22 protein-coding genes are annotated in these 19869 nt (G+C 42.4%); 18 read left to right on the top strand and 4 right to left on the bottom strand.

Annotated elements, in window-relative coordinates; all coding sequences use genetic code 11:
- Window positions 1-48 precede the first annotated feature (48 nt).
- From AAGU76_RS02405 to AAGU76_RS02335, 15 genes are all read left to right on the top strand, one after another.
- Window positions 49-849 (top strand): molybdopterin-dependent oxidoreductase, encoded by an 801-nt coding sequence (locus AAGU76_RS02405; RefSeq protein WP_342483840.1) that lies wholly within the window; start codon window positions 49-51, stop codon window positions 847-849.
- A gap of 10 nt (window positions 850-859) precedes the next feature.
- Window positions 860-2434 carry an FMN-binding protein gene (locus tag AAGU76_RS02400; protein ID WP_342483839.1) on the top strand — a complete coding sequence of 525 codons (1575 nt, stop codon included), beginning with the start codon at window positions 860-862 and terminating at the stop codon, window positions 2432-2434.
- Window positions 2431-3600, top strand: a complete 1170-nt coding sequence (locus AAGU76_RS02395) for a 4Fe-4S binding protein (RefSeq protein WP_342483838.1) — start codon at window positions 2431-2433, stop codon at window positions 3598-3600. The genes AAGU76_RS02400 and AAGU76_RS02395 overlap by 4 nt, the downstream gene beginning before the upstream one ends.
- The gene (locus tag AAGU76_RS02390) at window positions 3575-4090 is read left to right on the top strand and encodes a molybdopterin-dependent oxidoreductase (protein ID WP_342483837.1); all 516 of its coding nucleotides are present in this window, start codon (window positions 3575-3577) and stop codon (window positions 4088-4090) included. Before AAGU76_RS02395 ends, AAGU76_RS02390 begins: the two co-directional genes overlap by 26 nt.
- A gap of 9 nt (window positions 4091-4099) precedes the next feature.
- Window positions 4100-4657: an ECF transporter S component gene (locus tag AAGU76_RS02385; protein WP_342483836.1), complete on the top strand. Its 558-nt coding sequence runs from the start codon at window positions 4100-4102 to the stop codon at window positions 4655-4657.
- Between the two features lies 1 nt (window position 4658).
- Complete coding sequence (locus tag AAGU76_RS02380) at window positions 4659-5678, top strand: alkaline phosphatase family protein (RefSeq protein WP_342483835.1); 1020 nt, start codon at window positions 4659-4661, stop codon at window positions 5676-5678.
- Between the two features lie 72 nt (window positions 5679-5750).
- Window positions 5751-6248 (top strand): ferritin family protein, encoded by a 498-nt coding sequence (locus AAGU76_RS02375; protein WP_342483834.1) that lies wholly within the window; start codon window positions 5751-5753, stop codon window positions 6246-6248.
- A gap of 92 nt (window positions 6249-6340) precedes the next feature.
- Window positions 6341-6859, top strand: a complete 519-nt coding sequence (locus AAGU76_RS02370) for a molybdopterin-dependent oxidoreductase (RefSeq protein WP_342483833.1) — start codon at window positions 6341-6343, stop codon at window positions 6857-6859.
- Complete coding sequence (locus AAGU76_RS02365; protein ID WP_342483832.1) at window positions 6829-7521, top strand: ABC transporter ATP-binding protein; 693 nt, start codon at window positions 6829-6831, stop codon at window positions 7519-7521. The genes AAGU76_RS02370 and AAGU76_RS02365 overlap by 31 nt, the downstream gene beginning before the upstream one ends.
- Window positions 7505-8173 carry an ABC transporter ATP-binding protein gene (locus AAGU76_RS02360; RefSeq protein WP_342483831.1) on the top strand — a complete coding sequence of 223 codons (669 nt, stop codon included), beginning with the start codon at window positions 7505-7507 and terminating at the stop codon, window positions 8171-8173. Before AAGU76_RS02365 ends, AAGU76_RS02360 begins: the two co-directional genes overlap by 17 nt.
- A complete protein-coding gene (locus AAGU76_RS02355) occupies window positions 8157-8894 on the top strand; it encodes an energy-coupling factor transporter transmembrane component T (protein WP_342483830.1) in 738 nt (245 codons plus the stop codon). The genes AAGU76_RS02360 and AAGU76_RS02355 overlap by 17 nt, the downstream gene beginning before the upstream one ends.
- A gap of 10 nt (window positions 8895-8904) precedes the next feature.
- A complete protein-coding gene (gene mobB / locus AAGU76_RS02350; RefSeq protein ID WP_342483829.1) occupies window positions 8905-9651 on the top strand; it encodes a molybdopterin-guanine dinucleotide biosynthesis protein B in 747 nt (248 codons plus the stop codon).
- Entirely contained in the window at window positions 9636-10286 is a 651-nt protein-coding gene (locus tag AAGU76_RS02345; RefSeq protein ID WP_342483828.1) for a hypothetical protein, read from the top strand. Before mobB ends, AAGU76_RS02345 begins: the two co-directional genes overlap by 16 nt.
- A 13-nt stretch (window positions 10287-10299) precedes the next feature.
- A complete protein-coding gene (locus tag AAGU76_RS02340) occupies window positions 10300-12180 on the top strand; it encodes an FAD-binding protein (protein WP_342483827.1) in 1881 nt (626 codons plus the stop codon).
- Between the two features lie 123 nt (window positions 12181-12303).
- Window positions 12304-13629, top strand: a complete 1326-nt coding sequence (locus AAGU76_RS02335; RefSeq protein ID WP_342483826.1) for a hypothetical protein — start codon at window positions 12304-12306, stop codon at window positions 13627-13629.
- A gap of 44 nt (window positions 13630-13673) precedes the next feature.
- On the opposite strand, the gene AAGU76_RS02330 is transcribed toward AAGU76_RS02335, so the two are convergent.
- Window positions 13674-15107, bottom strand: a complete 1434-nt coding sequence (locus AAGU76_RS02330) for a peptidoglycan-binding protein (protein ID WP_342483825.1) — start codon at window positions 15105-15107, stop codon at window positions 13674-13676.
- Window positions 15108-15119: 12 nt separating this feature from the next.
- Window positions 15120-15608, bottom strand: coding sequence for a hypothetical protein (locus AAGU76_RS02325; RefSeq protein ID WP_342483824.1), 489 nt, complete (start codon window positions 15606-15608; stop codon window positions 15120-15122).
- Between the two features lie 195 nt (window positions 15609-15803).
- On the opposite strand from AAGU76_RS02325, the gene AAGU76_RS02320 reads away from it, so the two are divergent.
- Together AAGU76_RS02320 and AAGU76_RS02315 are read left to right on the top strand one after the other, a co-directional pair.
- Window positions 15804-15959, top strand: a complete 156-nt coding sequence (locus AAGU76_RS02320; RefSeq protein WP_342483823.1) for a hypothetical protein — start codon at window positions 15804-15806, stop codon at window positions 15957-15959.
- Between the two features lie 55 nt (window positions 15960-16014).
- Window positions 16015-17334: a M18 family aminopeptidase gene (locus tag AAGU76_RS02315; protein WP_342483822.1), complete on the top strand. Its 1320-nt coding sequence runs from the start codon at window positions 16015-16017 to the stop codon at window positions 17332-17334.
- A gap of 113 nt (window positions 17335-17447) precedes the next feature.
- Here the strand turns inward: AAGU76_RS02315 and AAGU76_RS02310 are convergent, their stop codons facing one another.
- Window positions 17448-17651, bottom strand: coding sequence for a heavy metal transporter (locus AAGU76_RS02310; RefSeq protein WP_342483821.1), 204 nt, complete (start codon window positions 17649-17651; stop codon window positions 17448-17450).
- A gap of 261 nt (window positions 17652-17912) precedes the next feature.
- On the opposite strand from AAGU76_RS02310, the gene AAGU76_RS02305 reads away from it, so the two are divergent.
- On the top strand, window positions 17913-19163 hold the full coding sequence (locus AAGU76_RS02305; protein WP_342483820.1) for a coproporphyrinogen III oxidase: 1251 nt from the start codon (window positions 17913-17915) through the stop codon (window positions 19161-19163).
- A gap of 16 nt (window positions 19164-19179) precedes the next feature.
- Here the strand turns inward: AAGU76_RS02305 and AAGU76_RS02300 are convergent, their stop codons facing one another.
- Window positions 19180-19452 (bottom strand): hypothetical protein, encoded by a 273-nt coding sequence (locus AAGU76_RS02300; protein ID WP_342483819.1) that lies wholly within the window; start codon window positions 19450-19452, stop codon window positions 19180-19182.
- Between the last annotated feature and the right edge of the window lie 417 nt (window positions 19453-19869).

Raw genomic sequence — 19869 nt, 5'->3', positions numbered from 1 at the left:
ATCCTTCAGCTGTAATCAGGGCAGCATTGCTGCCCTTTTGGAGGAATCATGAAAAGGAATTTGCTTATTGTACTAATACTTTCATTGCTGCTGGCACTTGTGGGATGCGCGCAGCAGGGCGTAAACACAGACGCTTCTTCACAGCAGACTGAGGAATCTGAAAAAAGTAATGATGAGGAATCGAACGCTGCTTCCGAAAAAAGCGAAAGTGACAAGCATGTGCAGGATGAAAACAGGCCAGAAGAAACTTTGAATACAACACCTGAAAAGCCTGAACTGGACAGCGAGCCGGTAAAAACTGAACCGATAGAAAGCTCCATTCAGGAAAAAAATGAAGAGAGAATCGGAGAAGAAAAAGCTTTGCCGGCAAATGAACCTGCAGCAGAGGCAGACGACATGAAGTCAGGTGAAAATGTTCTTAAGGTAGAGGGACTTGCTTCTTACAGCTTTACGCTGGAGGAACTGAAAAAAATGGATGACATAATTTTCGAGGCCGACTTTTACTCGCTTAATTCCTTTGGAACCACCGGTTACACCCACTTTAAGGGAGTCAGGCTGTGGGAGCTTCTGAACAAGACAGGTATGGCAGCCGAAGCTTCCAAGATCACTGTTGTGGCTTTAGACGGATACAAAATGGAGTTCACCATGGAGCAGGTCAAAAAGCAGGATTACATGGATGAGACAAACCCGGATGCGAAATATCCCATGATTATTGCCTGGGAGGAAAACGGAACAGAGTACAACCCTGAGGACGGAGCCCCTTACAAGTTGGTTGTGGGACAGAAGGAAGCCGGAGATGTAAACAAACCTCAGTGGGTTTCCAATGTTGATAAAATAGTAGTTAAATGATGAGGCATGTATGAAAAACAAAAAATTTTATTACGCGGCTGCTGCAGTCATCATATTGGTTGTTGCTGTGATGCTATCTCAAAGAAGCACTGCTTCCGAGGAGGCGCAGGCAGTGCTTTCGTTTTATCCCCATGCAGGGAAGGCAGAACTTGTTAAGGATGTTTCGGACGAGCTGTACATATCGCTGAATTTTCCTGGTGTGAAAAGGGCCTACAAGATTGAAGGCGAAATAAAGGCATATGTGGCAAGTTGCATCGGGTACGGCGGTCCTGTTGATGTGTTGGCAGCCTTTGACACGAATTCAGACAGACTTCTTGGAATCAGGATATTGAACCACAAGGAATCCCTGGACTATGCAGAGCATATTGAAAGGGAATGGTTTCTTGAAAGGTTCAGGGATGTGTCTGCCGACAGGCTTCTAAACCTTGTGGTTCTTGAAAAGGAAAAAGAAGAAGACATCGTACAGGTGACAGGGGCTACCATTAGTTCTCAGGCCGTCGTCAGTGCGGTAAATGCCTGCATTGGAGCATACAATTACCATCACGGCAAATTGGAGATGTCAAGGGTACCGGACGTGGTTCCTCAGGAAATGCTCAGTAAGGATATCAACAGCTTTGCAATCAACTGGGACGGAGGTTCTGTCAGGATCGATACAGATGAAATAAAACAGTACGAACAGCTTGAGATGGATGTAACACTCATAAACACCACCGGCACTGAAACAGACATGCATGTGAAGGGGCCCGCACTTCGGGACGTTCTTAAGAAAGAAGGAATCGACCTTGGTGATTATGCAGGCATAGGAGTGACAGGCAGGGATGGCTATTACACTATGATAGACAAGGAAAAGCTTGATATAAACGACATAGTTTTGTGCTGGGAAGTTGACGGAAAAAGCCTTAAGGATGACGAGAAACCAGTCAGGATTGCGGTGCCTTTGGAGCTGGGACCGTACTGGGTCAAGATGGTTACAAACATAGACCTTTATGATGAAATTTCTCCTAAGGAAATAGAGAAGGTTCACATGTTTGATGCGCTGACCAGGAGCATTGAACCCTACTACTACGAGTATTACGGAAACAGGGACAAATCAATAGAGGTGGGTAAAATACTGAAGAAGTTTGATATGGTTGATGAAAAGGGGTTCTTTACCATGGGTGCCTCTGACGGTCTGGTTAAAAATGAGACTATATCCATGGTAAGGCAGAGGTACTTCATTAAGGTGGAGGGAGAAAATGCCCCCATGAACATTTCACCAAGCTTCAAGCTGGGTATGAACGTGAAAAACATGACTCATTTTTCAACAACAAAGGATGCAGTCATTTTTCCGGAAAAAATGAAAGAGGTTGTAAGGACAAAGGTCATAGGCATTGACGAAGCCTTGCTGCTGGAGGATGTTCTTCTCACTGCAGGAATGAGATGGGAAGAAGGTCAGAATTTTAAGGCTGTTTGTGCGGATACAAGCGTTTGTGACATGACTTACGGCGACATGCTGGACAGCTACATTGTATCAAAGGACGGACAGGTTCATCTTATATGCAATACCAGGGAAATAGTCGATGACCTTCTGAGGATTGAAAAATGAAACTTCACAAAAGAAATGCGCTGCAGCTTTTCTTCATCCTGCTGACAGCTGCAATGAGCATAATTTACTTCCTCTACATACGAGGCCTTATCAACTTCAGAATTCTCTCGCCGGGGGACATGAATCCCTACGGCGGCTGGAGTGCCATTAAATCATATTTCACAGATTTATCATACAGAATCAACGGGGTATCAAGGAGCATGGCGCTGACGGCTGCCGTGACACTGACATCTTTTCTGTTTGGAAGGTTTTTCTGCGGCTTTGTGTGTCCCATAGGTGCTGTGCAGGATTTTTTCAGATTCTTGGGCTCAAGGCTGAACATAAGGGAGTTCAATATAAAATGCGCCAAGAATTTCAAGCCTGAATCCATAAAGTACGCAGTTCTTCTGGCTGTGCTTGTGTTGAGTATTCTTGACAAAGGAAATATGATCTCACCATATTCGCCATGGCTTGCATACGTGAATTTGTTCATGGGATTTAACGTTAACAAGGGTACAGCAGTACTTTTATTGCTGGTTTTTGTTTCTATTTTCTCCAGGAGAATTTTCTGCAGGATGCTGTGTCCTTTTGGCGCTTTTCAAAGCCTGTTGTTTGCCGTTGGATCGACCCGTATTCAAATGGACAAAAGATGCAAGAGCTGCACAAGATGCCTTAAAGACTGTCCTGTGGGAATAGAGGAGCCGGACCATATGGTTCAACCCGAATGCGTTTGCTGCATGGAATGTACTGACAGCAGGTGCGGCAGTGATGCTGGAGGCTTCGAATTAACATTTGCAGGAAGAAAAATTGGCAACAAAAAATATATAACGTACTGCCTTGTTTTATTTGCTGTAGTATACCTTGCGCTTCCTGTCCTAAAGAATGAAGCATCATTAAGGGCAATGGCATCCGTGAACTTTTTCAGTGACGGAACATATCGTGGAAGTGCCTTGGGCTTTGGCGGAGAGTGGGAAGTTGAAGTAGAAATCAGCAACAGCGAAGTCAGGAATATAAAAACCATCAGCTGCATGGAGACAGAAGGTTACTATGAAGAAGTTGAAAAGGAAATGGGCAGGGAAATCATCATCAGCCAAAGCTTAAGCCCTGACACTGTCAGCGGAGCCACGGCTTCAAGCAGAGGATTTTTAGGAGCAGTTAAGGATGCTGTGGGCAAATCCATACAATGAAAGGGTAGCTATGAAACATAGAAGAGCATGTGCAATTATATTCACACTTTCGATACTTGTGCTTGCTTCCTGCTCTCAGGAAAAGACAAGTCTTATGATAAAAAAAGGAAATCAGAAATACGACCTGGAAAAAAGTCAGGTTGCGGACAACGAAAATTGTGTTGCATTTTCTGCAGTGGTCCGAAGCAGCGGCGAAAAGCCTGTTGAAGCCGAATTCAGAGGGCTTGAAATGACAATTCTGTTGACCTCGCTGGGAATAGACATTCATGAAGCTTCAAAGATTACATTCAGCGCTTCGGACGGCTACAGGGTTGCAATGAAGACTGAAGAGGTCATGGAGCCCGGAAATGTGTATATTGCATTTGAAAGGGACGGGGAAGCCATGAGATCCAAAAAGCAGGGAGGAAGCGGACCGTACCAGCTTATAATAAGGAAGGACCCCTTCAGCCAGCGCTGGGTGAAGCATGTGGATGAAATTGTCATCGAATGAGGAGTGTGTATGAAAGATAACAGGTTTTTAAAGAATTATACCTCTTACAACCTTATTCTCATAGCGGTGGTATCGTCTCTCGGTATTGCCACGAAGCCCATAGTGGTGCCGCTTGTTCATGTTGTAACCGGACCTTTGTTCATTCCGGGCGGAGCTATTGCGGGAGGTTTCTACATGTTTTGGATGGTGCTGGGCATGGGGCTGGTCAGAAAAAAAGGAACCTGCATCCTCATAGGCATAGTGCAGAGCATTCTAGTGATTTCCACGGGAACCATGGGCACCCACGGCGTCATGAGCCTTGTAACATATACCGTGCCGGGATTGGCTGCAGAGATTGTATTTTTGTTCTCCAAGAACAATCAATTCAATGTAATGCACTATGTCCTGGGTTGTATGGCAGCCAACACGTCAGGGACGATGATATCGAACATGCTTTTTTTCCGGCTCCCCGCGGTTACCGTTGCCCTGATTCTTTCATGTGCAGCTTTGTCCGGAGCCTTGGGAGGCATAATAGCATCGGGAATCATAAGCGGGCTTGAAAAAATGAATATTTACTTGGGTGAATGATATGGATACCAAAAAGTATGCGGTCAGTAAAATACTGATGGTTGCCGGAGCAGCGCTTCTGATGTGGGGCTGTGCTGTAAAGGCTGCAAATGAAGAGGAATATAAGGGAGTTTATGTTTTTGACATGCATCAGGATATTGCTTCAAATTATCAAGATACGGGAGAACTGTCAAAAATTGAAGGAGTGGCGGCCAGAGGCTACAGCAAGGCTGCAGTTATCCTTGAAAATGGACATACTGTGATAGCGTATGCGGACATTATCATGAAAGGCGATGGAGTTGCAGTTGTTGAAGATAAAGAAATAAGTGGTGTCAAGGGAATATATCTTCATGATGACTTTTGCAGCATAACGGATGCGTACAAAGATGCCAAGGAATTCCTTGATGAAGGAGAAAAAGTTCTGGTTGTGCTTCTGGACGGGCTTTCGCTTAGACAGTACGAAGCTTTCTGCAAAGAAAACAGCGGTTCATTTATAAAAAGCTGTTACAAAACCCAAGCGCTGAGCGTTTTCACTCCCGTCACAAACGCAGGATATGCGGCAATAATAACAGGCCAATGGCCGGACGTAAACGGAGTGTACGACAGAAGCTTTAGAGATTTGAAGGTTGAAAGCATATTCGGGTACTCTTTAAAAAACAATAAAAATACGATTCTGCTGGAAGGGGATGTAAAGATACTTAACACTGAGTCAGAGCCTGTTCTTCACACGGACCTGGACAATGACGGCGACACGGACGACGAAATGTATGACAGTGCCTTAAAGGCATGCGGCGAAGATTATGATTTGATATTCCTGCACTTCCACGGCATCGATGACCGGGGACACAGCTACGGTCCAATGGATGAGGAAACGCTTGATTACATTGAGACTGTTGACGGATACCTTAAGTCTTTAAGCGATGAATGGAATGGAAAAATAATAATGACAGCAGATCACGGCATGCATGAAACAGAGGATGGAGGCGGACATGGCCTTTGCTGTTATTATGATATGGTAGTCCCTTATTTTGTGAGAGAATGATTCTGTTGATTTATGTTTAAAAAAATACAAGGGTGGTATAATCAGAATATATTTAAATTATGAGGAGGAAATATGTACAAAGAAGAACTTTCAATCATATCACAGGCAATCCTGAACGAGGTGGAAGGGTATGAATTTTACAGGATGGCGAGCCAACAATCACAGTCGGAAGGAACCAGGGAAGCATTTTTGGAACTTGCAGACGAGGAAATGAAGCATGCAGAGTACCTTAAAAAGCTCTGGTCACAGTTAAGCGGTGGGTCAGAGGTTGACATCAGTTCCATACTTGATGCTGGAGTGGTAATTCCATCACCTGAAATATACAGGTGGGATAAAGTAGACAAAAGCAGCACATCACTGGCTATGTCGGTTTTTGGAATAGGAATGCAGATGGAGCAAAGCTCTGTCAGGTTCTATGAAGATGCCAGGGAAAAAGTCAAGTCGCAGGCCAGCAAGGATCTGTTTGATGTCCTCATCGGCTGGGAAAAGGTACATCTAATGCAGTTTTCCAATCAGTATGGAATTCTTAAGGAGGACTGGTGGTCGGAACAAGGCTTTGCGCCTTTTTAAAAAAAGAGCAGAGAGCTCTTTTTTTATGATAATGTTTCGTTGTAAAATTCATGAACTTTTAGGATAATACAGAAAGGTTACTAGGAGATAGTATGAGAAGAAAGTTGGCTGTACTTGCAATTATAACCGTTCTTGCTGCCGCTGTGGTGATTTCTTATTCACTGAACAGGACATCAGTTGAAGCTCAAAAACAAATACTTGAAAATGCTCAAATCCTGCTTAAGTGGGAAGACATAGACATTATGCTGTCCCGAAATGACATTGCATCCTGCGGGGAGGAAAATTTCAATGGTGTTTTGGACACCTCCAAAACAGAACCTGCCACACACACCTATACAGGAGTACAGCTTAAAAATATCCTATATTCCTACAACATAAACCTGGACGGAAAGACTTCTGTTATATTGAGCGCAGCTGACGGATTTTCGGTTGCATATGCGGCAGATGAGGTGGAAAAAGAAAACAACGTGTACATAGCTTACATGCAGGACGGTAGTTACCTTGGCAGCATTAGCACAGGAGGCAGAGGACCCTTCGAATCCATAATATTGTCTGATGTATTCAGCAACAGAAGGTGCAAGTGGCTTACAAAAATAGAGGTGAGACAATGAAAGCTGTTGAGGTGAGAAATTTAAGTTTCAGGTACAGGAATTCGAAGGAAAAAGTCCTGGACAATCTTTGTTTATCTGTTGAGGAAGGGGAGACCATAGCCATTTCGGGACAAAGCGGCAGCGGCAAAAGTACTTTGTGCGGCTGTATTTGCGGACTTATTCCAAGGGTTTTGCCGGGAGAATTTTCGGGCGATGTGCATCTGTTCAACAAAGACATTCAGGACATGAACATGGCTGAGGTAGTTTCAACCGTAGGCATAATATTCCAGAATCCTTCTACACAGCTGTTTTCACCTACCATCGAGGATGAGCTTGCTTTCGGTCCTGAAAATCTGCTGGTTGAAAAAGACCAGATAGAAAGGCGCATGGATAGAATCCTCAAGACAATTCAAATGGAAGAGTATAGGTATGAAAACCCCAACAATCTGTCGGGAGGACAGCAACAGCTTATTGCCATAGCATCTGTGCTGATGCATGAACCTAAGATTATAATTTGCGACGAAATAATGTCGTGGATGGATGAAAGAGGAAAACAAATCATTAGAAATCTTTTGAGGAAGCTGAAAGATGAAAAGAAGACAATCATAATAGCAGATCATGACATGGAAAACTTTAAATCGGCAGACAGACTGTTAAAGGTGAAAGATGGACAAATTTATTGAATTGAAAGAAATTTCCTTCAGCTATAAAAAAGGCAGGAATATTTTTGACGGATTATCGATGACACTTGACTGCAAAGAATCAACTGTGATTACCGGAAGCAACGGAAGCGGCAAAACAACGCTTGCTAAGATCATAATGGGAATTTTGAAGATTTCTTCAGGTGAGATCACGATAATGAGGGAAAATGCCGCTCATATGTCTCTGGGGAAAACAGGGGAGCTGATCGGCTATGTGTTTCAGCATCCTGAAAGGCAGCTATTTGCAGCATCTGTTTTTGATGAGCTTACATTCCCGCTTATGATCAAGGGAACAGCAGCCGCTGAAGCATCAGCCAGAGCGCAGGAAATGCTTGATTTGTTTGAGCTTGACAAGGTCAGGGACTCATATCCCCACTTCTTGAGCTACGGAGAAAAAAGAAGGCTAGCCGTTGCAGCGGTACTTATGAACAAGCCAAAGTATATTATTCTGGACGAGCCAACCGCATCACTTGATGCAAAAAGAATCGATACTTTGTCAAGAGTGTTGAAGAAATTGGAAGATGAAAATATTGGCATGCTTATCATAAGCCATGACAGGGAATTTACAAAAAGACACGGACAAAGGATCATTGAGCTTGAGGGAGGAAAAATTTTGAATGATGTCAGATATTAAAATAGACCCTCGCACCAAGCTTGTTTTAGTGCTGTTAATTTCATCCATAGCAATTGCCAGCAGCAAATTGGGCGTGCTTGCTTTTCTTCTTGCAACCTCTCTGACTGTTGCCCTTGTCATGAAAAGCAGCCTGCCGGCTATTCTGGCAAGATATAAAAAACTGCTTGGTGTAATGGCAGCCATTGCTGTAACACAGAGCCTTTTCCAGCATGCGGGAAAGCCATTGGTCACAATAGGCAGTGCAGCAGTTATTACGGATTTCGGGGCAAGAAGAGCGCTGGAATTTATGCTGCGCCTTGGAATTATCATAGCTTCAGCTTCCATCATCACCACGTCAAACAGCAGGGAAATAGTGCAGGGCCTTATTCAGTGGCACTGTCCCTATGAAATTGCATTTATGACAAGCGTAGCAATCAGGTTTCTGCCCATGTTCAAGGAGGAACTGACGGACATGGTAACAGCAATACAGCTGAGGGGCATTGACCTTAAACATATAAGGTTCAGTGAAAAGCTGAAGGTGTACAGATATATGCTGTTTCCAATTGTGATTAATTCCATACTGAGGGCCAGGGAACTTTCTTCAGCTATGGAAATGAGAGGCTTCAGGGCCTATCCCGCAAGGACAAGCTACATGGTTTTAAAGATGAACAGGGCTGACTATGCAATAATCACCTTAAGCATTGCAGCAGCTGCTGCTGCAATAATATGGATCATAGTATAGGAGAATGTAAATGAAGGTATTTTCAGTAATAGGAATTTCAAAGTCAGGTAAAACCACATCCATTGAAAAAATAATACAGGAATTGAAAAGAAGAAACTATTCCGTCGGTACGGTAAAAGAAATTCATTTTCATGATTTTAAGATGGATATGGAAGGAACGAACACAGACAGGCACCGAAAAGCAGGTTCAGAGCTTGTATCTGCCAGGGGAGCCAACGAAACAGACATTATGTTTCAAAGGAAGCTCAGTGTTAATGAAATTCTTGATTTTTATTCACATGATTTTGTCATTCTAGAAGGCGTCAGAGACACGTGTGCTCCGAAAATAGTCACAGCTCACGACATTGAAGGAATAGAGGCCAGGATGGATGAAACGACTTTTGCAATATCAGGCATAATCTCTGAAAGCATCCAGCATTACCGTGGAATTCCGTCTGTTAACGCAATGACGGAAATAGACAAGCTTGTTGATCTTATTGAGGATAAAGTTTTTGACCGGCTTCCTGACATGAAAGACGAATGCTGCCAAAAATGCGGCCACACCTGCAGGGAATTTTGTTCAATGATATTGCAGAAAAAAGCAAAAAGATGTGATTGTGTCCTCAGCCAGCAGGAAGTAATATTGAAGATCAACGGTAAAGAAATTGCAATGGTGCCCTTTGTTCAGAACATATTAAGAAATGCAGTTGAAGCAGTGTCGAAGGAACTGTCCGGCTTTTCAGAAAGCGGTGATATTGAAGTATGCATAAGAAGATAAGGCTTGAAAGCAGGAGAAATGAAGTCAGTGAAATACAGGACAACAAAAGAATCTTCATCGCTAAAAAATTTTCCTGCCAGAAGGATTTTCAAAATGAAAAAAGAGTGCTTGAAATTTTAAAGGGAAAAGGTGTTAAGGTGCCTGAAATACTTGGGGAAAGAAACAGGACTTTATACCTGGAGCATCTGGGCAGCACAACACTTTTGAACTGGTATGAAAAAGCCGAGGCAGAAAATCTAAGCAACTGCACTATGATGATTTCAAAGCTTGCACAGTGGCTTAAGTCTTTTTACGGTGCAATGCTTTCTTCATCAGGCGAGCAGATGATTCTTGATGATGTGAATTTAAGAAATTTTATCATACATGATGATGAAATATACGGAATAGACTTTGAGCTATGCAGTAAAGGCAGAATAGAAAGGGATGCAGGAAGAATTGCAGCATACATTTTGACCTATGAGCCGCCCTTTACCCCCTGGAAGGTTTCCTTCAGAAACATAGCTGTCAAAACGCTGGCAAAGGAGCTTAATTTGGATGTTTTGAATATTTTATCGGAAGAGGACAAAGAAATAAGATCCATGGAAATAAGAAGAAACGTATCTTTTAGATGCTACAGGAATATTGACGTTAAATGATCAGGAGGGGAAAATGAAGAAAATTTCAGTGCTTTTACTGTGCCTTGTATTGGTTTCACAGGCTGTCTTCGGTATTCAGATTGGAGATGACATGAACGCAGCAGGCAGTTGCGACTTTATTGATACTGTTTCATGGCAGGGAGAATATGATGTAATAGTAGTTGGATACGGCGGGGCAGGAGCTGTTGCTAGCATAAGCGCTGCGGACAAAGGTGCCCGTGTCCTGCTGGTTGAAAAAGCGCCAAAAGGTCAGGAAGGGGGCAACACAAGGTATGCCGGACAGGCAGTTCTGGGACTTGAAGAAAAGGACATTGAAAAGGGAACGGAGTATTTCAAGTCTATAAGGGGAAAATATCTGTCGCCCAGCGATTCAGTAATTAATGCTTACCTGACTTCAGCAAGCAAAAGCTATGATTGGCTCATGTCCATTGGAGCAGAATCAGTGGCCGTTTTTCCGTTTTCAGAATACGACTATGACGGAGGAGAGGTGATGAAGGCAATGCTTGTTGATGGAGAAATGTGGACCAGCTCCCTGTACAGGACGCTTCAGGAAGCTGTGGAGGAAAGAAAGGACAAAATCGAGGTATGGTATGAGTCACCAGGAGTAGGGCTTATACAGGATCCTGAAACAAAAATAATCCATGGAGTAAAAGTTGAAAATAACGGGAATGTGATTAACGTAAGGGCAAGAAACGGTGTTGTTCTGTGTACAGGAGGTTTTGAAAACAACCAGCAGATGATTCAGGATTATCTGAACCTTCCGTACGGTTACTCCAAGGCTGCCAGGTACAATACCGGCGACGGAATAAAGATGGCAATGGAAGTCGGCGCAAATCTGTGGCACATGAGCAACACCGCAGGACCAGACCTGAATGTACTGAATCCAGAGACAGGAACCACGTTTGCTTATGCCATCCAAGGCGAGAATGATTTGCTCAGCACGGGATTTGCAACGCAAAATGTAATTTTTGTAGGTTCGGACGGAACACGTTTCACCGATGAATCGACACTTCCCAATCACGGGTATGTCAATTTTCATGGCTCATGGAACAAGCAGAACCTCTCACTTCCCGCATATGCGATTTTTGATGAAACGGCCAGGCTGTCGCAGAAAGTATATGCTTCCTGGAGCGACAACAACAAGGAAGAAATAGATAAAGGCATCATTATAAAAGCACGAACCATAGAAGAGCTGGCAAAGAAAATAGGAGTTGATGAAGCCAATTTAAAGAAGCAGGTAACGGAATACAACAGATACTGCTACAACAAAATGGATCCGATTTTTGGAAGGAAAAAGGAAACATTAAAGTCCATAAAGACCGGTCCGTACTATGCAATGGAATTGGTTCCATCGTTCACCAACACACAGGGAGGACCTCAGCGCAATGAAAACGGCGAAGTAATTGACTTAAGAGGCAATGTGATACCTCACCTGTACAGCGCAGGCGAACTCGGATCAATGTTTTCAAGTATCTACCAGGGAACGGGAAATCTTGGAGAATGCGTTGCTTTTGGAAGAATTTCAGGTGAAAATGCAGCATCGAAAAAAAATGATGTTTCTCTGGATTCCGTAATGGATGGTAAGCTGCCGACAAAAGCCACATGGAAAGAAATCGGTGAAATTGCTGTTGGAAACGAAGAGTATATCGGTACCGACAGAGGAATAGGAGGACCTCTAAAGGTTAAGGTGGCTATGGACGGACCCAGTATAAAAAGTGTTGAGGTTGTTTACCACAATGAAACAAGGGGAGTAAGCCAGAAAGCCATTACAACCATAACAAATTCCATCGTAAAAAATCAGACCGCTGATGTGGATGTTGTAAGCGGTTCAACAGTAACCAGCAGGGGTTTAATAAACGCTGTAAAGGATGCCTTAAAACAGACTGGACGATAACTTTAAAATGTCAGGGCAGTTTATACTGCCTTTTTTCTTGGAATTGATTTAACTGCGTCGGTTTAAGATTTGTAACTTTGATACCTGACGATGAATATATTGATATATGGAAAGGAGGCAGAAATGAGCATTAATGAGCCAATCAACAATTACAGAAACCTGAACCCCTTGGACATTTATGTATTGCCCGGTTACACAATAGAAGTGTTTGCTCAGGGATTAAATTCACCGGTAAGTATGGTATTTGATGAAGACGGAAGTATTATTGTCGGAGAATCCGGAGAAATTGACGGCAATGCAAGAGTCATGCGCCTTGCAAACGGCAGCTATGAAGTGGTGGCAGAGGGTTTCAACGTTCCTCTGTCAGGCGTCAATGTTCTGAACAGACAAAAATACGTATCACATAAAGGCGTGATTACACTGGTGAGAGAAAACGGAACAATGCAAAACCTTATTACGGGACTACCGAGTTATGGGGATTTCGGAAATACACAAGTGGCATTCGGACCTGATGGAAAGATGTATTTCGGACAGGGTTCTGCTACAAATTCAGGGGTTGTGGGACCGGACAACGGCTGGGTTTTTCAACACCCGTATTTTCATGATATGCCGGCAGAAGATATCGAACTGGTGGGTCAGAATTTCATAACCTACAACCTTTTTACACAGTCACCTTATGATTACTCCTTTACAGGGGCCTTTCGTCCCTTTGGCTTTCCAAACAGGTCAAACACGGTGGTGTTGGGAAGTTTAAGGCCTACCAGCTGTATATACAGGGTTGATCTTGATGGTTCTAACCTGGAGGTTTTTGCATGGGGTGTGGTACAGCCCTACTGGATTAAGTTTGATAGATTCAACAGGATGTTCACAACAAACCTGACCTATGATGTCAGAGGAAGCAGGCCTATCAAGGACTGCCCGGATGAATTTCTGATGATAACGCAGGGAATGTGGTACGGATTTCCTGACTACTGTGCAGGATTGCCTGTTACTTTGCCGCAGTTTAGACCTGATGTGGGACCGCAGCCTGATTTTTTGATGGCTAACCACCCCATGCTTCCGCCAAGGCCTATTGCAACAGTTGAACCGCACTCTGGAGTCAGAGGTTTTGACTTTAATTACAACGAGAGTTTCGGACCGTTCGGAGACGCTTATGTTGCACTTTCAGGAAGCATATATCCCGTAACCACAGGAGGTTTTCCGCTTCCGGGAGTTGGACGAAGAATAGTAAGAATCAATATTGATGACGGAAATGTAAGCACCTTTGCTATAAACAGAACCGGTTTGGGTGCATCATTTACCCAGGGAGGAGGATTTGAAAGGCCAATGGACGTAGAGTTCGGACCTGATGGTGCAATGTATATACTGGATTTCAACCTTGCATACCCCATGACTCCCAACCGCTATGTACCAAATACCGGGGTAATATGGAGAATCAGCAAATCTTAGCGGCAGTAACTAAATAGAGCAGACAGTAGTCTGCTTTATTTAGTTTATTCTGAAAACCTCAGTTCTTTATAAATAGCAGACATTTCATTCCATGTCATCTCATCGACTTTGCCGGTGGGCTCAAGCCCAAAGGTCTGCTGAAAGGCAATCACTGCATTTATCGTGTTCTCATCAAAGGTTCCCGTAGCCTCAGCATAAGGTATTGCAGGAATTGTCAATGCAATGTATGACAGCATCTCCTGCACGATGAAAACTCCGGGATTATCTTCTCTCTGCCCTTTCTGAAGAACAATTCCCGGATACCTCAGCGGAGGCAGAAATATTTCTTCCGGTTTCAAAGTGTTGAAAATTCCAAGAATAGACCTGAATATGCGATCCCATGTATCATCGTCCACGATGCCTGTAACAGGCAGATTGAAAAGCTTTTGAAACTCTAAAACCGCATTTCTTGTCTGCGCGTCAAAAATACCAGTGCGGTTCACTCTTGGAATATAGCCGCCGTATAAAGATATAACATCCAGATAGTATTGCAGCAAGTCTACTATAGGCCTGATGTCTCCTTGCAGAAGAATATCTTGTGTATGCTCGACAACTTCCCTGAAAATTGAGTTTTCTACGGTTAGTTCCGAATGTCTCGTGACCGCATTGAATATGTATCTTCCTTTGTACCATGTTCCCTGGTCTATGACACCTGTGACAGGCAGACCGAATATTCTTTGAAATTCTTTGATTGCAGTTTCTGTTGATTCTCCGAAAAATCCGTTCACCGGACGTATTCTTGGTATGGCCGGATAGTTCTTTGCTACCCTGTTCATAGCCAATTGGATGGTAAGGATGTCTATGCTTGAATCCCCCAATTTGATTGGTTCTCCGGGATATATATTTCCGGTCCCACCCACAGGCACATCTGTTGCAATAGATATGTCTCTGCCGTAGTAATACTTTAGAATCTCCAGTGGAGTAAAACCCTCCTGGGCCAGTTCCAAAGAGCCCCATTGATACATGCCGCTGCACTGTGAAACTCTGCCGTCACAAAATTGTGCAAAAAGCGGCGGGGTAAGCTGATTGTTTCTTATTATATACTGGTTGAATATTTTGTCTGTAATAACATTCATCGGCTCATAGATTCCTCTTCCGTGAACGTAAGCCTGGTCGTACTGGGTTGAGTTTGTTATGTCGAAATTGTATCCTTTGCTTCTGTACCATTCGTTAAAAATACGATTCATGGTTACGGACACGATAGCGTGTATGTTGGCTGTTATGGCGTTTTCATGCCACGTTGGATATAGTTCTGAGGATGCCACATTTTTAATATAATCTATGAAGGGTACAGTCACATTAGCTGCCTCTTCATCTGGCTGCCCCAAATGGACGGTTATATCATTAGGTATGCGCACAAAAACAGCGGGAGGACCGCCGGGAATAGCGAATTGTCCATCATCGTCCACATTTACGATTGAGGTGTTTATTTCCGACATATTGCACCTTCTTCACTGTTTTGTGTCCAGCGGGCTTGGGGGAATTATGAACGTCTGTTCTGGTGCAGTACCGGCCTCTCCGGCTATAACCGGAATCATGTCAATCCTGTAGATGGTTTTAACGCCGGGGAAGATTCTAAAATTCAAAACGTTTACGGTATAATAATTTTCTGAGGTAACCCTCAGGTTGTATGTTGTGAAATAATACATTGAAGTTTCAGCAGGGTCTTTTACTACCGGTAATTCAATATCAGGTATTTTTCCGTTGGCATCAGTGGTATATTGCGCAAATAAATTCTCTTCGCTGTCCAATAGACGGTAGACGAATACGACTGCATTTTCAACGGGAAGCGCTCCCAGAGCTGTGGCGACGCTGACAGACAAAGTACCTGTTTCATGCTGTGAAGGTGCTTCCTCCGGTGGTATTGGAGTTTCAGCTGTTCGTACAAGCATATTTCTGGCTGTGTATGGTTTTAAATAATTATATCTGAAATAATTCATACTAATCACTCCATATCATTATTGTTCTTGTTTATAATATGTCGGAATTGTGATTTTGTGTAGGGATGAACTTGAACAACGAAAAGTCTGAATTTTTGTTCATATGTGCATTGAAAAACACTTCGAAATGTAGGATAATAATTACAGATGAAATTCTGACTTTAGGCAGAATAAAATGATTAAGGGAGAATGAAAATGAAAGAACAAACAATTGTTTTAAAAGTTAACGGCAAGGAAATCTCCATGGTTCCTTTTGTCCAGAATATATTAAAGAATGCCGTTGAGGCTGTTGCCAAAGAACTGAACGGCTATACGGAAGATGGAGACATTGAAATCACCATCAGAAGATAGAACGAGTTGTCTGTAAAAATATCAACATAAATATAATATAATCAAGAGGTGAAAGATGTATTCAAAAATATCAGCAGATTTGCTTGAATTCATAAAAAAGTGTCCAAGTGTCTTCCATGCTGTAAGCTCAATTAAAAATGAACTCGAAGCACAAGGCTTCCAGGAGCTTACAGAAGGTAAAAAATGGACTGTAAAAAAAGGAGGAAGATACTTCGTCACAAGAAACTCATCATCAATCATTGCCTTTAAGGTCGGCGGGGATCTGGACGAATACAGTTTCAACATAGTGGCTTCCCACTCCGATTCGCCTACATTCAAAATAAAGGAAGACTATAAGATTGTACAAAACAAAAAATACATACAGCTCAACACTGAAAAATACGGAGGAATGATTTATTCTGCCTGGTTTGACAGGCCCCTTTCGATTGCAGGAAGAGTCATTGTAAAAAATGGAGACAGCCTTGAAACAAGGCTTGTCAACATTGACAAAGACTTGGTGCTCATACCCAATGTGGCCATACACATGAACAGGGAAATGAACTCAAATATGAAGTATAACGAGCAGGTTGACCTTATGCCCCTATATGGCTTATCAGGTGACTGCAGCGATAACTTCAAGGATTCGATAAGCCAGTATGCAAATGTTTCTAAGGAAGATATAATGAGCACGGATTTATTTTTGTATAACCGTACCCAGCCCAGCATATGGGGAGGCAACGGTGAATTTATATCTTCTCCGAAGCTGGACAACCTCCAGTGCGCTTATTCAACGTTGAAGGGTTTCTTAAAGGGCAGCAGCCAGAGGTCAGTAAACGTATATTGCTGTTTCGATAACGAAGAGGTCGGAAGCGGTACCAAGCAGGGAGCAGGCTCCACATTTCTTGAGGATGTGCTGAAAAGAATAAACTTGAATCTCGGAAAGACTGAAGAGGATTATATCTGTGCCCTTGCTTCTTCATTTTTGGTTTCAGCCGACAACGCTCACGCCGTGCATCCCAACCATCCGGAACTGAGCGATCCGACTAACAGGGTATACATGAATGAAGGTATTGTCATAAAATACAATGCAAACCAAAAGTACACAACCGATGCAGTAAGTTCGGCTTTATTCAAGGTTTTGTGCCAAAATGCCAATGTGCCTTGCCAGGGGTATACAAACCGATCGGATGTGGCTGGAGGAAGCACCCTTGGAAACATCGCTTCATCAAAAGTGAGCATTAACATGGTGGATGTGGGACTGGCTCAGCTTTCAATGCATTCGTCCTATGAGACGGCAGGAGTGAAGGATACTCTTTACATGATTAATGCAATTGAAGAATTCTTCAATTCCCATATAGATGCAAAATCACCAGGCGTATTAGAAATGACAAAATAAATCAGGGAATGCACAAAGGTTACAGCTAAGGCATCCCTCAGTAACATTTATAAAGAATAGAAAGTAAAAATAAACCCGGCAAAACCATTTAGCGGTAGTTTTGCCGGGTTTATTTATTCTATTTTGCAGCCTGTCTGCTCAATGCACTGCCTTATGGAGTATTCGTCCGTCTTGTCTCCGAACCCCACCTCTATGGAACCTCTACCTATGTCTATATTAATCATTTTTATGCCCGGCAGGCCGCTGAGCGCATTTTTTACCTGTGTCTTCATTTCTGTATTTTGAAGCCTTGTTACATTGTAATGAACTTTATTCATAATATCCTTTCCTTTATGATTTTTTATTAGTATTGACTGTTGTCAAACAAATTATTATGGTTAATGGCTTTGAAAACGGGGTATATAAAAACAAATCACTCAGGGAGATGAAAATATGCACAAAACAACCCTCCGTGGTCAGATCCTGATTAATTACATTAAATGTCTGAAAGTTCTAAAAACGTACAGTCAGGACTGAAACTATTGAAAAATTATAGCATAAAATGAATGTAACTTACAATTATCATCTCAGGAGGTCTTATGCTTACATCTCTGCTTCGGGTAGTGCTGACCCGATCTCTATATCCTGTCGTTTTTAAAAGTAGGAATGAGAATAAACTGAAGTTTGAATCACTCGAAGATATGAGACTCTATGTGCACATTCCATTTTGCAGGTCGTTAAGCGGCTTCAGCGATTGTACCAAGGAGCTGTACGATAGAAACAAGGCATCATCCTACAAGAAGGCGCTGCTCACAGAGATAGATTTGGTGTGCAGAAATTTAAGTGCAAAAAAACATGCATCCAGCCTGAACTTCGGAGGAGTATCACCCATACTAATGGTCGATGACCTGAATGATATTGTAGAAAAACTGAAAAGTTACTTCATAATTGATGGGGGAATCGGCATTGAGCTCAATCCTGAAGATGCAACGCAAAACAATCTAATTAAGCTAAAGGCAGCAGGAATAACCATGGTAAACATGAAAATAGAGTCATTTGATGAGAATTGCCTCAACAAGCTGGGAAAAAGAGTCGATAACCTTCAGGAAAAAACCAGGCTTGTAAAAAGCACAGGTTTTGATGCTGTCAATTTCGAATTGATTTATGCAGTTCCAGGCCAGATGGACAGAGTTTTGGAGCTTGACATAAAAACAGCCTTTGACTGCGGAGCAACACAGGTTTCCTTGTATCCGTTCGTGGATTTAGCATATGAAGACAGCAAACTGAAACAGCCCTGCGAAAAAAACAAAAAGAGAATATTTAGCAGCCTGGCTGACTACTGCTGGAAAATGGGCGCTGAAAGGACTTCATTGCGGACATTTGCCAAAAAAGGAACCAAAAGATACTCTCATTCAACCAGTGATTATTTTCTGGGTTTCGGAGCTTCTGCCGCCACATTGATTAAGGACACTTTAAAAATTAACACCTTTTCGCTGGATGAATATGAAAAAAGGCTGAAGTATGAAATACTTCCCACATGCCTGACGCTTTACTTCACCAAGAGGCAAAGAGCTGTTTACTATCTCTTTTGGAGTGCATACTCGTTGAAAATAAACATAGAAAAATTTGAAAGGTTCATAGGCGTTTCCCTCGACAAGATGTTTGGTAAGGAGTTTTATGTTGCGGAAAAACTCCATTTGGTCAAAAGAAGCGGCAACTTCTATGTTCTTACAAATAAGGCAGCCTACTACTGCCACTGCCTTGAACAGCTCTACAAAGTAAAGTATTTTGACAGAATTCGGAATAAATTATGCGGGGAAGCCTACCCGGATAAAATAGTCCTGTGGTAAACCAATATAATTTCATTTATTTCATCTGATAGGCATCAACTACCCTGGCTACATAATCATCGAGGCCGGGCTTTGACAAAACCACCAGACTTCTGTTCATGTCGTCTCTTAATCCGGCAACGTATGCTTCAGCTCCGTCCCTGTCAAATGCTTCATTCCTGTTTATTTGTATGTCATTTCTGTTGGCCACGTTGAAGTCGTCCAATATGTCTGCTATTCTGTTTTTCAATTCACCGGTTGGACATTCGACTGTCCTTATTTTTTCAATGGCTTTTTCTATTTTCCACATTGTAGTTCTCCTTATTTTAATGACATTAGTATTTCAATATTCATCATTATAATTATTACAATTTTAAAAATTAATAACCACACCAGAATATGAATGATTTATTTGAGCTGACTTAAGGCAGTTTCCTGTAGGAATACTATGAAACCAGTACTTAAGTCATTTTTATTTTCAGCAAAGTTCAATGACGGATTTAACAATATTTGTTTTACTGAAAAAAACATGAACAATATTTGTATTCAGGTAGAAATTTGTAAATGTTTGTGAATTGTCAATTGAAATTGGAAATATACAGAGAAGATTTGTTGTAATAAAATCTGATTGTATGTTAGCAATTGTATATAGTGCACATTTCGCAGCAACAAATACGGAGGTGAGGCATTAACAGGAAGGATAGGGATTAACGGGAGGTGATGATTG

This window comes from Sedimentibacter sp., assembly GCF_038562225.1.
Classification (GTDB): domain Bacteria; phylum Bacillota; class Clostridia; order Tissierellales; family Sedimentibacteraceae; genus Sedimentibacter.
Note: the sequence above shows the minus strand (reverse complement) of the source record. Positions and strands in the feature narration are given on the sequence as shown.

What these genes read in the sequence shown, in the direction of transcription:
- AAGU76_RS02405 (WP_342483840.1), top strand. Translation starts at nt 49, where the DNA reads ATGAAAAGGAATTTGCTTATTGTACTAATACTTTCATTGCTGCTGGCA.
- AAGU76_RS02400 (WP_342483839.1), top strand. Translation starts at nt 860, where the DNA reads ATGAAAAACAAAAAATTTTATTACGCGGCTGCTGCAGTCATCATATTG.
- AAGU76_RS02395 (WP_342483838.1), top strand. Translation starts at nt 2,431, where the DNA reads ATGAAACTTCACAAAAGAAATGCGCTGCAGCTTTTCTTCATCCTGCTG.
- AAGU76_RS02390 (WP_342483837.1), top strand. Translation starts at nt 3,575, where the DNA reads ATGCTGTGGGCAAATCCATACAATGAAAGGGTAGCTATGAAACATAGA.
- AAGU76_RS02385 (WP_342483836.1), top strand. Translation starts at nt 4,100, where the DNA reads ATGAAAGATAACAGGTTTTTAAAGAATTATACCTCTTACAACCTTATT.
- AAGU76_RS02380 (WP_342483835.1), top strand. Translation starts at nt 4,659, where the DNA reads ATGGATACCAAAAAGTATGCGGTCAGTAAAATACTGATGGTTGCCGGA.
- AAGU76_RS02375 (WP_342483834.1), top strand. Translation starts at nt 5,751, where the DNA reads ATGTACAAAGAAGAACTTTCAATCATATCACAGGCAATCCTGAACGAG.
- AAGU76_RS02370 (WP_342483833.1), top strand. Translation starts at nt 6,341, where the DNA reads ATGAGAAGAAAGTTGGCTGTACTTGCAATTATAACCGTTCTTGCTGCC.
- AAGU76_RS02360 (WP_342483831.1), top strand. Translation starts at nt 7,505, where the DNA reads ATGGACAAATTTATTGAATTGAAAGAAATTTCCTTCAGCTATAAAAAA.
- AAGU76_RS02355 (WP_342483830.1), top strand. Translation starts at nt 8,157, where the DNA reads ATGATGTCAGATATTAAAATAGACCCTCGCACCAAGCTTGTTTTAGTG.
- mobB (WP_342483829.1), top strand. Translation starts at nt 8,905, where the DNA reads ATGAAGGTATTTTCAGTAATAGGAATTTCAAAGTCAGGTAAAACCACA.
- AAGU76_RS02345 (WP_342483828.1), top strand. Translation starts at nt 9,636, where the DNA reads ATGCATAAGAAGATAAGGCTTGAAAGCAGGAGAAATGAAGTCAGTGAA.
- AAGU76_RS02340 (WP_342483827.1), top strand. Translation starts at nt 10,300, where the DNA reads ATGAAGAAAATTTCAGTGCTTTTACTGTGCCTTGTATTGGTTTCACAG.
- AAGU76_RS02335 (WP_342483826.1), top strand. Translation starts at nt 12,304, where the DNA reads ATGAGCATTAATGAGCCAATCAACAATTACAGAAACCTGAACCCCTTG.
- AAGU76_RS02330 (WP_342483825.1), bottom strand. Translation starts at nt 15,107, where the DNA reads ATGTCGGAAATAAACACCTCAATCGTAAATGTGGACGATGATGGACAA.
- AAGU76_RS02325 (WP_342483824.1), bottom strand. Translation starts at nt 15,608, where the DNA reads ATGAATTATTTCAGATATAATTATTTAAAACCATACACAGCCAGAAAT.
- AAGU76_RS02320 (WP_342483823.1), top strand. Translation starts at nt 15,804, where the DNA reads ATGAAAGAACAAACAATTGTTTTAAAAGTTAACGGCAAGGAAATCTCC.
- AAGU76_RS02315 (WP_342483822.1), top strand. Translation starts at nt 16,015, where the DNA reads ATGTATTCAAAAATATCAGCAGATTTGCTTGAATTCATAAAAAAGTGT.
- AAGU76_RS02310 (WP_342483821.1), bottom strand. Translation starts at nt 17,651, where the DNA reads ATGAATAAAGTTCATTACAATGTAACAAGGCTTCAAAATACAGAAATG.
- AAGU76_RS02305 (WP_342483820.1), top strand. Translation starts at nt 17,913, where the DNA reads ATGCTTACATCTCTGCTTCGGGTAGTGCTGACCCGATCTCTATATCCT.
- AAGU76_RS02300 (WP_342483819.1), bottom strand. Translation starts at nt 19,452, where the DNA reads ATGTGGAAAATAGAAAAAGCCATTGAAAAAATAAGGACAGTCGAATGT.